We start from the raw sequence: 13,704 nt of genomic DNA on the forward strand, positions 1-13,704 counted from the left end.
TCACGAGACGCCCAGGTAATCCATCGCATCCTTCGGGGTCTTCATCCTGGACCAATCCATGGAGCCTGCCTGCTTCCGGGCCTGGATCTCTACCTCCATCCGCTTCAGCTGGCTCGGGGATATGTCCGTGCCGGCGATACGTACCGGCACCCCGTTCTTCGCCATCGTTCCGGCCGGTGTGCCTTGAGGCTTGTACTTGACTCCGTCCCGCTTTCCGCTCTTGTAACCGCTGAAGATGTTGGTCCATTTCTCAGTGGTCTCGATCTCGACGCGTGCAGCCCTGCCTTCCTCGGCCTTCACCTGCCACTTGGCCAGATCCTCGACCTGGCGTTCGAAGTCGGCCTTGATGGTGGCGTTCCCCGTGTTCTTGACCTCCACGGCGTGGACCTTGCCGTCCGTGCCCTTGTAGAGCACATCGGCGTCGTTGATCTCTGAGATGTTCACCGATTCGCCGTTGCCGACATCGACGTCCTCCTTACCGAAGTCCTTGCCGACAGCGGTGTGCACAGTCGTGCCAGGTGCCGCCTCGTCGTCGGCGGCCCGCTGGACCGCGTTCAGCTCAGCACGTGCCTGGCTGAGTTCGTCCGTGTTCTTGGCGTTCGTGACCTTGCTGGTCAGCGACGAGCGCGCTTCCTTGGAGACGTTCTTCGTCGCGGCCAGTTTGGAGATTTCGTCCAGCGCCTTGGCTGCATCCGCCTTGCCTATCTCTTTCTTGTCCGGGTCCGGGTCGTCCTTCGCCCGCTGAACGAACTCGTCGATCTTCCTCGGCGCGTGCTGGACGCCTTCGTCGTCGAGCGCCTTCTTGGCCGCGCCCTGACGATCCGCCAGTTCAGCTCCGACGGCGATCCTGTCGGCCTCGTCGGCTTGCTCGCGAGCGTCCTGGGCCTGCTGCTTGGCCTCGTCATCGCAACTTTCTTGAGCGAGGGTTACGTACGGGGAGCTGGACCCACCCGCGGCGATGACTGTCGTACCGGTACCGGGAGAGCCTATGAGGCCCGGGCCGCCGCCATACGGGACGGTGAAACGGGGGGCGGAGAGGGTGCAGCCGGACGCTCTGGCCCTCTTCTCGGCTTGGTCAGCGGCCTTGTCCGCGTCATCAGCCGCCTTGCGCGCGGCGTCGGCGTCGCCGGCCTTCGCTGCCTTGCGCGCCTTCTCGGCGGCATCCGCCGCCTTGTCGAGGGATGCGCCGACCTCGGCCAGATCCTTGAACTTGGTGAACTTCGTGATGGTCTTCGGGCTGAAGATGCCGATGACGCCGACCACGGTGTTGCCGATGGAGGCGCCGTAGTTGCCCTTCTCCCAGTTCTCCTTGTCGACGAACGTGTCGACCGCCAGGTCGGACACGAAGTCCTCGGGCGAGTTGACCCAGCCCCACACGGAGGAGACGTAGTCCCCCTTGTCCCACTCCCTGCCCAGCTCGTCGGCCTTGTCGCCCCACCAGTCGGTCGTGTAGCCCTTCAGGCCGTTCCAGCTGTCCTTGATCGAGCCGACCGGGTCGCTGACGACATCCATGGTGCCGGCCAGGAAACTCTTGGTCGGGGCCACGAAGAAGCCACGGACGTGGTCCATGAACGTCCTGTCGTGGCGTTCCTGGTCATGTACGTCGTCCCAGAGCGACCTCTGGTCGAAGGGCCCGGGAGCGAGCGGGACGGTGTCGTTGGCCCCCGCGCCGTCATAGGTGATGATCTGGGCCGCCGAAGCGGGGCTGCCGCCGCTGTCGGTACCACCCGTACCGCCGACGGTGTCTGTTCCGGCGTCGGTGCCGGTGCCTTCCTGGCCTCCGGAATCGGCGCCCGCGCTTGCACCGGTACCGCCATCCGTCTCGTCGCCGCCGTCCCCTCCGGCCCCGCCGTCGGCAGGGGCATCGCCGTCCGCATGCGCGTCGCCGCCGGGGCCGGCGCCGGTGGTATCGGAACCACCCTTCTGTGTCCCGTCGTCGCCTTCTGCCGCACCCGTCTCCGTACCATCGCCCTGCGGAGCAGGGCAGGCCGTGCCCGTCGCCGAGCAGACCGCCGACTGGATGCCGTCGGCGATACGCCCGCCGAGGCCGCCCACCGACAGTGCGACGATGATCGCGGCGACTACGGCGATGAGCCCCGCGTACTCCACCGCGGTCTGGCCCTCGTCTCGCCGCCAGCGGATCATCCTCGCCAGGCTGAACTCCCGCCGCTGCTCCCGCTCTTCTGGCGCGCTCTCGAACCACTCACGCGACCGGGCCCGGCGCGACAGCACGATCACCGCCACCGGCATCGCCGCCTGTGTGATGCCCCGCAGATCACCGTGCAACAGCGTGCCGAACGACAGCCACACGATCCACGCCTGTACGGCGATCAGCGCGCGGCTCGTCCACACCCCGCCCCGCCACAGGCGCCGGGCCAGGTAGACCCCGGCCACGCTGGGCAGCGAGTCGTACACCAGGATCCCGAAAATCTCCCCGGAGTAGTACGACACCACCGACAGCACCGTGACCACGTAGAGCACCGTCAGCGCGAACTGCGCCCACAGCAGTACCTGCGCCCAGCCCAGTTCCCGTGGAAACGGCGAACGCCGGTCCCAGGACGGGATGTTCCGGGCATCCCACATCCCACTCGGGGGTATCGCGTCACCGGCACCGGACATGCGTGACCTCAGCTCATAAGCGGGAATTCACGACGGACACCCGGCCGAGGCTAATGAGCGTCGATCACTGGCACATGGGCCCACGGTCCCAACCCTGGGCCCACCGGGCTCCTGATGTGTGCGCGGGAACGGGCGGGGCCCGTCCTCGCCGGCGGTGGCGCGAGCACGGGCCCTTGGCGGGTCGGCGGCGGCTCAGCTCTCCGCACGCAGGAAGGAGACCTCGACACGGCGGTTCTTCTTGCGGCCCGCCTCCGTGGAGTTGTCGGCGATCGGGTACTGCTCGCCGTAGCCGCGTACCTCGTACGTGATGTTGGAGTCCCCGAGTTCGTCGTCCAGGACACCGTGTACGGCCGACGCGCGCCGGCGGGACAGGACGTCCCCGTGGGCCGAGGAGCCCAGGTTGTCCGTGAAGCCGAAGACGCGGACTTTCGTCGCGTTCTGCGCCTTGATCTCCTCGGCGATCGCTGCGATGCGGGCCTTCGCCCGGGAGCCGAGCTTTGCGCTGTCCTTGCCGAACAGCACCTCGGCTTGCAGCGCGAACTTGACGTCCGTGTTCGTGTCCTCGCGACGCTCCTCGCCCGCCTCGTCCTCGATGACGGTCTTGATGTCGAGGACCTTGGCCTTGGCGAGGGTCGCGCCGTCGACCAGTTTCAGGTCGGGGTCGTTCCCGTCGACTTTTAGCGGTGCGCTGGCACTCGGTTGGGCGCCCGGCGGGTAGCTCGGGTCGTCGGCGTGGGCGGCGGTGGCGCCGACGAGGTTTGTGGCGACCATGACGGAGGCCGCTGCGATGACGACCGCCAGGCGTGGGGTCCGGGTGTGGGCCATGTTTTCCTGCCTCAGCCGGAGATCTTGATGGTGGCGGAGGCGAACGTCGGGAGCTGGAAACTAACCTCGCTCGTGCTCTGGGGCGGCGCGGGGAACTGCATGAAGACGGGGATCGACTCTCCCGCCTTGATCCTGGGCATGTCAGTCGTCGTTAGAGGCCGGCCCTCGGTGTCACGCAGCACGTAGTACCGCTTTTTGCTCGCCGAGTCCACGAGCGTTGCTCCACCAAGGGATGCTCCATGCCTAAGGATCTCGGTCTCGTTGCCTTGTGTCCGGACCGGCACTCGGACCGACTCATCGCCGTCGTTCTTGATGTCACCGCTCACGGTGACAAACCCCCCCGAGTCCCTATCGGCAGAGGTGATCTGAAGGAGGAGACCGTCCTCACCCTTGAGCTCGGCCAGCGGCTCTTCCGACTCCCCCGTCTGCGCATTCGGCTTCGATCCGCTGTCCTTGGAGGCGGACGCGGACGCGTCTCCGCTCTTGTCGTCCCCGCTGCTGCAGCCGGCCACACCGAGGGCCAGGCTGACCGCAACAGCCGCTGCGACCATCCCCCTGCGGGCCGTCGTGGCGAACCGAATGCTCATGAGTTCCGCTTCCTTTGTTCGTCGTACTTCGTCAATCGGCCAGATGGACGTCGAAGAGGTCCTCGGGACCGGGGAGACCCGAGAGATCGTCCGGGTCGAGGTCCCAGTTCTTGTTGTCCTTGCACCTGAGCTGCGGCAGGTCCTCGTTGTTGCCGTTGTCCTCGTCGGGCAGCGGCGGGATCGAGCAGCGCGGCTTGATCACGGCTTTGGCCTTCGCCGTCGCGTACGTCTCTTCCGTCCCGGGGACGATGCTGTCGCCGACGGGTTCGTTGGTCTTGACCTCGACCGTGTAACCCAGCGGGGCCCACTCGGGCTGGCAGCCACCCGCCACGACATGTGCGTCGTTCTCCTCGGCGAACTGCTGCGCCCGCCAGCACGAGGGTTCGAGCCCGTCCACCTCGCCGTCGAGGATGTCCTCCCAGAGGTCCGGGTTGAGGAGGTTGTCCAACCACCTGCCCGTGAGCTGGTCCCGCTTGTCCTGCGCGGCCGCGAGGGCGGCTGCGTCCGCCGCCGTCTGCGCGCCGTTCCGTGTCGCCGCGGCCTGGCCGACCGCAAGGTACGCGAACGCGAGGAAGAGCAGACCCGCCACCACCGTGATGTAGATGGGGAAGGCCTGCCCTGCGTCGCCGTACTTACGGGGCCTCATCAGCCGCTGGTGACCTCGTCGATCTTGTCCGTGATCGCCTCGAAGATCGACTGGCCGATGTCCGTCCCCGTGATCGCCAGAACAATCGCCACGACCACCGCGATGATCCCCAGGTACTCGACTGCGGTCTGCCCCTTGTCGTTGCGGGCGGCACGGGTCTGCAGGTACGCGACGGTGGTGTTGATCCAGTTGCTCATGGTGGTGTTCCCCTCCGGTGCCGGCCGGCCGCCTACCGGCCGACGCACAAGTCTCTTGGTCGCCGCTCGCGTCACCGGCTTCCTTCTTGCCGGTCTCGGTTTCGACACCCGAAACGTACGCCGCTTCCCCGGTCCCGCCAGAGGGCCCCAGGGCCCAATCCAGGGCCCAAAGCAGGCCTCGGGCCCTGTCGTCCGCGTACCAGAGCCACGAGCCCAGCCGCCACCCCCCGTTCCCCCGATCAGCCACGTCGCGTGGCCCCCCTCCCCGTCCCCGAACCGGGCGCCGTGCCGAGCCACTTGGCCACGGCCTCGCTGCGGCTGGCGCTGTGCAGCTTGGCGAAGATCCGGTTGATGTGGTTCTTGACGGTCTTCTCGCTGATGAAGCAGGTGGCGGCGATCTGCTGGTTGCTCATGCCGGACGCGATGTGGTCCATGATCTCCACCTCCCTGGAGCTCAGCCCGAAGCTCTCCCTGTTCGAGGACCTAGACGACGACTGTGCCACATTTGATTGCAATCGCGAAAGAGTTTGTTGCGAACTGAGGCTGGGGGCTACCGGTTGACGCTGGTAAACAGCATTATCTTCGGCGAGTTGAGGGGCCTGCGGCGGCGTTACGGACGGAAAGCCTCCGTATGCACTCGCATACGGCCCCGCCCCGCCCAAACCGTCCGGCAGCGGTGCCGAAGCCGCGCCCGCCCCCTGGCTCTCCCGTACCCGAGCCAGCAGCGCCCCCGCCGCCGTGGGTGTGAAGTGGGCCCTGCCTTCCTTGATGTCCCGTACCGCGGCGACGAGCTGGTCCGCGGTGAACTCGCCGTGGACCAGGTAGCCGCCAGCGCCCAGCCGGAGCGCCTCGTGGACGATCTCGCTCTCGCGGCTGTAGGTGAGCATCAGGACCGGGGCGATGCGCACCAGGTACGGCAGGGCGGAGATGCCGTCGACGCCTGGCATGCGGACGTCGAGCAGGACGACGTCAGGGCGGTGGTGCTGTGCCGCCTCGCAGGCCTGATGGCCGTCGGCCGCCTCCGCGACAACGTCGATGTCGTCGCGGCCGGAGAGCAGGACGGTGAGGCCGGCACGGACGACGGGGTTGTCGTCCGCGACGACGACGCGGAGTGGACGGCGGGCCGGTGGCGCCGGGAAGCCTCCGAGGCCCTCGGAGGGGCCGGGCCTGCCCGTCCTCTCGGGGGATGACTGGGCCGGGAGGCCCGGCAGGGCTGACGCGTCGGCGGGCATCGGCGCCCGGGGCGGAGGGTCGTCGGCGGGGGCGACGGAGTGTGCCGAAGTGTGCTGGGAGAGGTGAGCGGGCGGGTGGACATACCCGCCGGAGGGGGGAGTCGTATCCGGCATCGTCGGCCTCCTCTCGGGGAGTTGGGGAGGGAGCTGGGGGCAGACTGCGGATCAGGGCGGTCCGGTCAGTGCGGTCGGTGTCGTGGAGGGGTGAGCGGTCAGGGCGGCGAGCGGTATGTCGACGCGGACCTCGGTTCCCCGCACATGCCGACCCCTTCCGATGCGAATGCGGGCGCCGACGGAGGCTGCTCGTTCGACCATGCCGACGAGGCCGAAGTGGCCGGCGCGTCTGAGGCTGTCGAGGGTCGTGCCGGGGGGCAGGCCCCGGCCGTCGTCGTAGACGCTGATGCGCAGTTGGTCGCCCACGACACCGGCGGAGACGTCCACGTGTGTGGGGTCGGCATGGCGGTGGGCGTTCTCCATGGCCTCGGAGGCGATCGTCAGCAGGTGGCGGGCCACGGCCTGCGGGACCGGGGGGACGGAGGTGCCGCCGACCTGGCGGTAGGCCGCGTGCAGGCCGGTGCGGCGTCCGATGTCCGCGGTACGGGCGGCGAGTTCGGCTGCGACGTCGACTCCACCGTCCAAGCCCGACTCGCGGCGCAAGTCCGCCAGGAGTTCGCGGGACTCGGAGGCGGCGCGGCGGGCGGAGCGGGCGACGAGTTCGGCCTGGTGTCTGACGGTGCGCGGGTCCATGCGGTCGGCGGAGGATGCGAGGCCGTCGGCGGCCAGGGCGAGCCCGTGCAGAGTCTTGGCGACGGAATCGTGCATCTCGCGGGCGAGGCGGGAACGCTCGCTCTCCACCGCCTCGTTGACGGCGAGACGCGCCTGGACCGCGGTCAGTGCCTGGGTGGCGGCGCCGAAGCGCAGGACCAGGCCGCGCAGGGTCACCCCAGCGGCGCCGACGAGTACGCAGAAGCCGGGCATCAGCGCCGATTCGGCGAAGGTCGCGTCCTGCTGGGTGCTGCGGGAGACGATGACGAGGATGGCCGCCTGCAGGCAGGCGAAGAAGGCCGCTCCACGCCAGCCGTACACCAGGCCGGCCAGCAGCGGCGTGCAGACGCTGACGTAGGCGAGGGTGCTGTCCGGGCCTGCCGCGATGAGGAGCAGGGAACCCAAGAGGGTGTCCACGGCCAGCAGGGACGGGTGTTTCAGGAGAAATGGTCCGAAGCGTTCCCAGTCACGGAACAGGGCGTACGAGAGCATGAAGGTGATCACTACGGACGTGGCGACCAGGCGGGTGGCGAGGCCGGGCGCCGCGTTGAGCAGGGCTGCCGGGGCGGCCAGGGCGATCATGGCCAGCCGGAAGCCGAAGACCTGACGGCACATCGCCTGCAGGGCGCTGACCTGGATCTTCAGTGCGGCCGTGGGCTCCGCTCCGTTCGCCTTGCCCGTCGTCCTCACCGCGCTCTGGGCGCCCGCCTGGGGGGAGAGCTGACCGGCCAGGTGCGGGGGCAGGAGCGTGCCCGCCGGAGGCGTGGTGATGTTCGTGGCACCGCCGTTCGTCGCGGGTATCGCCCTCAGCCGGGGCATCCGTGTGGCCATGGTCGCCTCACTTGCCCACGATCGAGCCGAAGTCGGTTCCCGAGCCGAGGATGAGGCCCGCGCCGAGGAGGAGCATCGTGGCCGGGACCATGAAGGTCGTGATCATCATCGTGGCCTTGGGAACCGCCCGGGCCGCCTTCCGCCGCGCGTTCTGGGCATCCGTACGCCGCATGTCCTTGGCGAGGGCCACCAGCGTGTCGACGATCGGTGCGCCCAGTTCCTCGCCCTGCTGCAACGCCGTCACGAACATGGCGACCTGCTCCGAGTCGTTGCGCCGTCGCAGTTCCGCGAAGGCCTGGCGGCGGCTCATGCCGAGGTCCATCTGGCGCAGGGTGATGCGGAGTTCGTCCGCCCAGGGGCCCTCGTACTTGGACGCGACCCGGTCCAGTGCCTGGCGGAAGCCGAGGCCCGCGCTCACCACGACCGCCAGGACGTCCAGGAAGTCCGGCAGGGTCCGTTCGATGACGTCCTTGCGGATGCGAATCGCGGACCAGATGCCGACTTCCGTCCAGAACGCCCCGAAGGCGAGCAGGAGGAGGGCCACCAGGAGCTGGCCCCGCATCAGGAACACCAGGAAGCCGACGCCGCCCAGAGCCCCGTACACCGCCCGCCGCGCCGCATAGCGGTCGATGGTCAGTCCGCCCGGGTTGCCCGCCAGGTCGATCTTGCGGCGGTACTTCGCCACCTGCTTGGGGCCCATCAGGCGCAGCACCGCGGGGGCGTACCGCATGCCCATGCGGTCGATGAGCGAGTCGACCGCGCCCGTGCGCGTGGCGCCGACCTCCAGGGCCAGCGCGAGGTCGCCGGGGAGTTTGGCCTCGGCGCGGTACATGCGGATGCCGGCGAAGACGCCCCAGACGCCGATACCCATCAGCAGGGCGAGAAGCAGTGCCATGGTTGCCTCCGTGCTTCTCAGACGTCGATGCGGGACAGGCGGCGGATGAGGACGAAGCCGACGGCGTAGAGGGAGAAGGCGATGATGACCGCCGCCTGGCCGAAGGGTGAGCCGGTCATGCGGTCCAGGGCGCCGTCCTTCACCCCGTCCATCAGGAACAGGGAGCCCACGCCCAGCACCGGCACCGCATACGACGTCATGCTCACCTGGGAGAGCTGTGTGCGGACCTCCCGCCGCGTCTCCTTCCGCTCCTCCAGCGTCTCCGTCAGATTCCGCAGGGCGCTCACCACCTGCCCGCCCGCCCGGTTGGACAGCACCAGCGTGGTGACGAGGACGACCAGTTCGCGGGAGGGGAGGCGGTCCGCCATTTCGCTCAGTGCGTCGTCCATCGAGGCGCCGACCGCGAGTTGTGCCGACACCTTGCCCAGTTCCTCGCCCGCCGGGGCCTCCATCTCCTCCGCGGCCATGCCGATCGCGGTGCGCAGGGCGAGACCCGCCTGCGTGGCGTTGGCCAGGATCCTGGCCATCTCGGGGAGCTGGTTGATGAACTTCTCGATGCGTTTCTGCCGTTGCCAGTTCAGGAACTGGATCGCCACGCCGATGCCCAGCAGGCCCGCGAGCGGGCCGAAGAACGGTGCGAGGGCCGCCTGGCCGATCAGCCACAGGCCCGCGACCGTCGCCAGCATGTAGACGAAGAACTCACCGGGGGTGATGTCCAGGCCGGTCGCCGCCAGGCGGAGTTCCAGTTTCTTGCCGGGCTCGGTGCGTCGCAGGCGGCGGTCGATGCCGCGGAAGTTGCGGCGGCGGCCGGCGACCGGGATCTGGCCGGTCGAGGACAGGCGGTCGACGAGCGCCTGGCGCTGTGCCCTGCCCGTGGCGTAGGAGTGCAGGCCGACGACCGCGAGGACGCACGTCAGCAGGGTGATGCCGGTGGTGAGCGTGATGAGCGATTGCAGATCCATCGGTCGGTCCTACCTGGCTTCTCGGGTGGCTAGCTGGTCCGCGGACCGGGCGATGCCGAAGGCCTGCGGGATGGGCTGGCTCGCCATGTACAGGCGGTCGGCGGTGCGGCGCGGGAGGGGGTAGTACTCGAAGCTGCCGTGGATGCGGCCGTCGGCCGACATGGGCTGCGCGTGGAAGCGGGCGACCGTGACCAGGCGGTACGGGTCGCTGCCGTGGCTGTCCATCAGTGCGATCTCGGTGATGCGGCGGGCGCCGTCCGCGAACCTCGTCAGCTGCACGATGACGTCGACCGCGCTGTTGATCTGGTCGTGCAGGGCGACGAAGGGGATCTCCACGTCCGACATGGAGGCGAGGGTCTGCAGGCGCATCAGGGCGTCCTCCGCGCTGTTGGCGTGGACGGTGGCGAGTGAGCCGTCGTGGCCGGTGGACATCGCCTGGAGCATGTCGAGGGACTCACCGCCGCGGACCTCACCCACGACGATCCGGTCGGGGCGCATGCGCAGGGAGTTGCGGACCAGGTCGCGGATCGTGACCTGGCCCTTGCCCTCGACGTTGGGCGGGCGCGACTCCAGGCGGATCACGTGCGGCTGCTGGAGCTGGAGTTCGGCCGAGTCCTCGATGGTGATGATGCGTTCGCCCTCGGGGATCAGGCCGGAGAGGGCGTTCAGCAGGGTCGTCTTTCCCGTGCCCGTCGCGCCCGAGACGATGATGTTGAACTTCGCCTGCACCAGGCCCGCCAGCAGATACAGCATCGGCTCGTCCAGTGAGCCGAGGCCGATCAGCTCCTGGAGGGTGAAGGAGCGCGGGAAGCGGCGGATGGTGAGGGTCGCGCCCGTCAGGGACAGCGGCGGGATGATGACGTTGACGCGCTCGCCGGAGGGGAGGCGGGCGTCGACCATGGGGTTCGACTCGTCGACGCGGCGGTTGACCGTGGAGACGATCCGCTCGATGGTCTGCATGAGCTGGTCGTTGGAGGCGAAGCGCAACGGCAGTTGCTCGACGCGGCCGCCGCGCTCGACGAAGATCGCGTCCGGGCCGTTCACCATGATCTCGGTGATGGAGGCGTCCTCCAGGAGCGGCTCCAGGATGCCCAGGCCCAGTGCCTCGTCGACCACCCTGCGGATGAGCTGCGAGCGCTCCACCGTCGACAGGACCGGGCCCTCGCGGCTGATGATGTGCCCGAGCACCCGCTCCAGCCGGGCCCGGCGCTCGGCCGCGGCCAGCGAACTCATCTCCGCGAGGTCGATCTCCTCCAGGAGCTTGGCCCGGTAGGAGGCGACCAAGTGGCCGTCCTCGCCCCGGTTGCCGTGCTCCTCGGGGGCGTTGATGCGTGCTCGCAGGCTCATGAGTCCGTGCTCCGTTCAGTGGTCGCGCGGCATCGTCGCGGTCTTGACGGCCGGGTCGAACTCCCAGCCCGGCACGAGGGACGGGATCCGCACGGTCGCCGTGACGGTGACCTCGTCCCCGCCGAAGGAGGCGGGGCAGCTGGTCCCGTCGGCGAGCCAGCCGCTGACCGCCGCCCGGCAGTCCGCCTCGTACGGGCCGTCCAGGGACGCGCTGCGCGCCCCCGTCCGGGCGGCCGTGCCCGCCTGCTGGGCCGTGTAGGCGATCAGGCCGAGCTGCACGGCCCCGAGCGCGACGATCAGCAGGATCGGCAGGAAGCCGAGGTACTCGATGGCGACCTGGCCGCGGTCTCGGCCCTTGCGGAGACGAGCCATGTCAGTCCGCCTCCTCGACCGCGCCGGCATGGCCCCTGACGGCGTACGGGAAGGACAGCGCGCCCGGGAAGAGGACCGGGACCTCCAGCCTGACGCGGGCCGTCACGTAGCCGGAGCCGCCGCAGGTCACCGTGGCGCCGGAGCGCCACGCCTCCGACAGGTGCCTGAGCCCGGCCTCCTCGCAGGCGGCCTGCCGCGCCCCCGGCTCGGCCGCCGTTCCCGCCCGCACGGCCTCGTCCGCGGCGTTCCCGGCGAGGATGAAGGTGTAGCCGACGAGGACGGCCTGCCAGAGCGCGATCAGCGTCACGATGATCGTCGGTGTCATACCGAGGAACTCGATGGTGACCTGGCCCCGGTCCCGTTCCTTCGAAGGCACGCTCCTCCCTCCGCCCTCTAAAGGCATCCCTCCCTCCTCCAAAGGCACGCTCATCCCTCCCTCCTCCGCCGAAAGCTCACCGACCCCCGGTCGCCGCCCCGGAACCTGCCGGCCTTCCGGGCGGCGTCGGGCGCCTTGACCAGGCCCAGTTCGCCGGCCAGGCCCCACAGGGCCTGCTTCACCGCGCTCTTGTTCTCCAGTTCGTGGACGCGGCCCGCGTCCACGACGCTCTGCAGTTCCTTGAAGTTGGCGGGGATCGCGGTGGCCGCGACCGCCGTGCCGGTGATCCGCTGGATCAGGGGCGGCTGGATCTCCGTACCGCGGGAGTACCGGTTGACGACGACGGTCGTCTCCTCGGCCTTGCGGATCTGCAGCCGGTCCCACATCCGCACGGCCCGTTTGGCGCCCCGTACGGCGACCACGTCCGGGGTGGTGACGAGCAGGGCCCGGTCCGCCATCTCCACGGCCGCCGCCCCGGCCCCGCTCAGCTGGGCGCCGCAGTCGATGACGACGACCTCGTAGCGGGAGCGCAGGGCGCTGACGATCTGCCGGGCGGCGCGGTCGGTGACGTCCTCGCCGCGTTCCCCCTCGGCCGGGGCGAGCAGCAGGGCGAGGCCGGTGTCGTGGCGGAAGACCGCGTCGGCCAGGACGCGTGGGGAGATGTCGGTGATGGCGGCCAGGTCGACGACGGAGCGGCGGAACTGGACGTCCAGGTAGGAGGCGATGTCGCCGGTCTGGAGGTCCATGTCGACCAGGGCGGTGCTGCGGCCGGAGGCCTGGGCGGCCAGGGCCAGCTGGATGGCGGTCAGGGTGGCCCCGGCGCCGCCCTTGGCGCCGCTGACCGTGACGACCGAGCCGCCGACGCCGGTGAACACGTCGCCGCCGGCGCCGAGGTGGCGCCGTACGCCCACCGACCACTGGGCGACCGCCTGGACGCGGCTGGCGAGTTCCTCGTAGCTGAGGGGCAGGGCGACCAGGCCGCGGGCGCCGTAGTCCATGGCGGCCTGGAAGAGGCCGGGGCTCGCGTCGGAGGTGACGAGGATGACGCCGACGGCCGGGAAGCGCAGGGCGACCTCGCGGATCAGTTCCAGCGCGGGAACGGGGCCGATCCGCTCGTGCACGACCACGACCTCGGGCAGTTCGTCGACGGACTCGGCGGCCAGGCGCGCGAGGGTGTCGATGAGCTGCGTGGAGTCGACCACCGGGGCGACCGGTTCGGCGTCCGGGAGCTGGCTGAGCAGCGTCGTGACGGACCGGACGGCGTCCGCGTCACCGACTGCCGGGAGGATCCTCGTGGGCATGCGAGCCTCTCACTTGTCCTTCGCGAGTTCGTACGTCCGGTCCTGCTCCGGGACGGTGGTGTCGCTGCCGGGCGCGACGAGGGCGAGCCGGACGCGCTTGGCGAACGACTCGGCGTAGGTGATGCGCTGGGCGTCCCGGGCGGACAGCGCGAAGGTGATCGGGACGGCGTCGGTGGGCTGCCGGGTGCGGTCGCTCTCGTCCGGTTTCAGCGCCTTGATGTCGCCGATGTCGAGGACCTTGGCGTTGGTCACGATGATCTTCGACTGGTCGGGGTCGCCCTCGCGCTCGCCCTCGAAGGTGGCGTACACGTTGACCGAGGCACCCGGGGTGATCTTGCCGGCCACGCCGGTCGCCGCGTCGACCATGATGGCGACCTCCTGCTGGCCGGGCCGCAGGGCCGGCTGCTGGACGATCATGTCGGACTGGAGCAGGGAGCCCGCTTGCAGCGTGGTCACGGCGATCTTGCCCTGGATGTCGCGCAGGTCGGTGACCGCGTTGTCCGACAGCCACCGCTCGGGCATCTTGATCTTCTCGAACTGGCCCGTGCTGAGGGTGGTGTAGGGCGGTACGTCGGACTTGAGCCGGTAGGCGGTGACCTCGGGGCCGACCTTGGACTCCACGTCACTGATGACGGACAGCACACCGGTGAAGGCGCCCAGGGCGCAGACGACCGACAGGAGCAGGAGAATCACGCCGCGGCGCTGACGGGAATTCATGAACCGTACAACCTCGTTGGGGATATCGGTCG

14 protein-coding genes are annotated in these 13,704 nt (G+C 69.5%); all 14 read right to left on the reverse strand.

From position 1 onward, the window contains the following. Positions 1–2,583, reverse strand: coding sequence for a hypothetical protein (locus ABZ386_RS35870; protein ID WP_358967762.1), 2,583 nt, complete (start codon positions 2,581–2,583; stop codon positions 1–3). A 228-nt stretch (positions 2,584–2,811) separates the two neighbouring features. Then, positions 2,812–3,444 carry an OmpA family protein gene (locus ABZ386_RS35875; protein ID WP_358967765.1) on the reverse strand — a complete coding sequence of 211 codons (633 nt, stop codon included), beginning with the start codon at positions 3,442–3,444 and terminating at the stop codon, positions 2,812–2,814. A gap of 11 nt (positions 3,445–3,455) precedes the next feature. After that, positions 3,456–4,031, reverse strand: a complete 576-nt coding sequence (locus ABZ386_RS35880) for a hypothetical protein (RefSeq protein WP_355716788.1) — start codon at positions 4,029–4,031, stop codon at positions 3,456–3,458. 31 nt (positions 4,032–4,062) lie between these two features. Beyond that, positions 4,063–4,677 carry a pilus assembly protein TadG-related protein gene (locus ABZ386_RS35885; RefSeq protein ID WP_358967768.1) on the reverse strand — a complete coding sequence of 205 codons (615 nt, stop codon included), beginning with the start codon at positions 4,675–4,677 and terminating at the stop codon, positions 4,063–4,065. Beyond that, positions 4,677–4,874 carry a hypothetical protein gene (locus tag ABZ386_RS35890; protein ID WP_307177239.1) on the reverse strand — a complete coding sequence of 66 codons (198 nt, stop codon included), beginning with the start codon at positions 4,872–4,874 and terminating at the stop codon, positions 4,677–4,679. Before ABZ386_RS35890 ends, ABZ386_RS35885 begins: the two co-directional genes overlap by 1 nt. A 239-nt stretch (positions 4,875–5,113) precedes the next feature. Beyond that, positions 5,114–6,106, reverse strand: a complete 993-nt coding sequence (locus ABZ386_RS35895) for a response regulator transcription factor (protein ID WP_358967770.1) — start codon at positions 6,104–6,106, stop codon at positions 5,114–5,116. A gap of 165 nt (positions 6,107–6,271) precedes the next feature. Then, positions 6,272–7,702 carry a histidine kinase gene (locus ABZ386_RS35900; protein WP_358967773.1) on the reverse strand — a complete coding sequence of 477 codons (1,431 nt, stop codon included), beginning with the start codon at positions 7,700–7,702 and terminating at the stop codon, positions 6,272–6,274. Positions 7,703–7,709: 7 nt separating this feature from the next. After that, on the reverse strand, positions 7,710–8,597 hold the full coding sequence (locus ABZ386_RS35905; protein ID WP_358967776.1) for a DUF5936 domain-containing protein: 888 nt from the start codon (positions 8,595–8,597) through the stop codon (positions 7,710–7,712). A gap of 17 nt (positions 8,598–8,614) precedes the next feature. Further along, positions 8,615–9,559, reverse strand: a complete 945-nt coding sequence (locus ABZ386_RS35910) for a type II secretion system F family protein (protein ID WP_351345487.1) — start codon at positions 9,557–9,559, stop codon at positions 8,615–8,617. A 9-nt stretch (positions 9,560–9,568) separates the two neighbouring features. Next, a complete protein-coding gene (locus ABZ386_RS35915; RefSeq protein WP_351345490.1) occupies positions 9,569–10,906 on the reverse strand; it encodes a CpaF family protein in 1,338 nt (445 codons plus the stop codon). 15 nt (positions 10,907–10,921) lie between these two features. Next, positions 10,922–11,278, reverse strand: coding sequence for a TadE family protein (locus tag ABZ386_RS35920; RefSeq protein WP_358967779.1), 357 nt, complete (start codon positions 11,276–11,278; stop codon positions 10,922–10,924). Between the two features lies 1 nt (position 11,279). Continuing rightward, a complete protein-coding gene (locus tag ABZ386_RS35925; protein ID WP_355716806.1) occupies positions 11,280–11,681 on the reverse strand; it encodes a pilus assembly protein in 402 nt (133 codons plus the stop codon). A 23-nt stretch (positions 11,682–11,704) separates the two neighbouring features. Continuing rightward, positions 11,705–12,955 carry an AAA family ATPase gene (locus tag ABZ386_RS35930; protein ID WP_114255020.1) on the reverse strand — a complete coding sequence of 417 codons (1,251 nt, stop codon included), beginning with the start codon at positions 12,953–12,955 and terminating at the stop codon, positions 11,705–11,707. A 9-nt stretch (positions 12,956–12,964) separates the two neighbouring features. Further along, positions 12,965–13,672 (reverse strand): Flp pilus assembly protein CpaB, encoded by a 708-nt coding sequence (gene cpaB, locus ABZ386_RS35935; RefSeq protein WP_351345499.1) that lies wholly within the window; start codon positions 13,670–13,672, stop codon positions 12,965–12,967. Between the last annotated feature and the right edge of the window lie 32 nt (positions 13,673–13,704).

The sequence above is a fragment of the Streptomyces sp. NPDC006140 genome, assembly GCF_040628815.1.
Taxonomy (GTDB): Bacteria; Actinomycetota; Actinomycetes; order Streptomycetales; family Streptomycetaceae; genus Streptomyces.

Coding starts and splice junctions, on each gene's coding strand:
- ABZ386_RS35880 (WP_355716788.1), bottom strand. CDS start 4,031: ATGAGCATTCGGTTCGCCACGACGGCCCGCAGGGGGATGGTCGCAGCG.
- ABZ386_RS35870 (WP_358967762.1), bottom strand. CDS start 2,583: ATGTGGGATGCCCGGAACATCCCGTCCTGGGACCGGCGTTCGCCGTTT.
- ABZ386_RS35895 (WP_358967770.1), bottom strand. CDS start 6,106: ATGCCCGCCGACGCGTCAGCCCTGCCGGGCCTCCCGGCCCAGTCATCC.
- ABZ386_RS35885 (WP_358967768.1), bottom strand. CDS start 4,677: ATGAGGCCCCGTAAGTACGGCGACGCAGGGCAGGCCTTCCCCATCTAC.
- ABZ386_RS35920 (WP_358967779.1), bottom strand. CDS start 11,278: ATGGCTCGTCTCCGCAAGGGCCGAGACCGCGGCCAGGTCGCCATCGAG.
- ABZ386_RS35905 (WP_358967776.1), bottom strand. CDS start 8,597: ATGGCACTGCTTCTCGCCCTGCTGATGGGTATCGGCGTCTGGGGCGTC.
- ABZ386_RS35900 (WP_358967773.1), bottom strand. CDS start 7,702: ATGGCCACACGGATGCCCCGGCTGAGGGCGATACCCGCGACGAACGGC.
- ABZ386_RS35925 (WP_355716806.1), bottom strand. CDS start 11,681: ATGCCTTTAGAGGGCGGAGGGAGGAGCGTGCCTTCGAAGGAACGGGAC.
- ABZ386_RS35875 (WP_358967765.1), bottom strand. CDS start 3,444: ATGGCCCACACCCGGACCCCACGCCTGGCGGTCGTCATCGCAGCGGCC.
- ABZ386_RS35890 (WP_307177239.1), bottom strand. CDS start 4,874: ATGAGCAACTGGATCAACACCACCGTCGCGTACCTGCAGACCCGTGCC.
- ABZ386_RS35910 (WP_351345487.1), bottom strand. CDS start 9,559: ATGGATCTGCAATCGCTCATCACGCTCACCACCGGCATCACCCTGCTG.
- cpaB (WP_351345499.1), bottom strand. CDS start 13,672: ATGAATTCCCGTCAGCGCCGCGGCGTGATTCTCCTGCTCCTGTCGGTC.
- ABZ386_RS35915 (WP_351345490.1), bottom strand. CDS start 10,906: ATGAGCCTGCGAGCACGCATCAACGCCCCCGAGGAGCACGGCAACCGG.
- ABZ386_RS35930 (WP_114255020.1), bottom strand. CDS start 12,955: ATGCCCACGAGGATCCTCCCGGCAGTCGGTGACGCGGACGCCGTCCGG.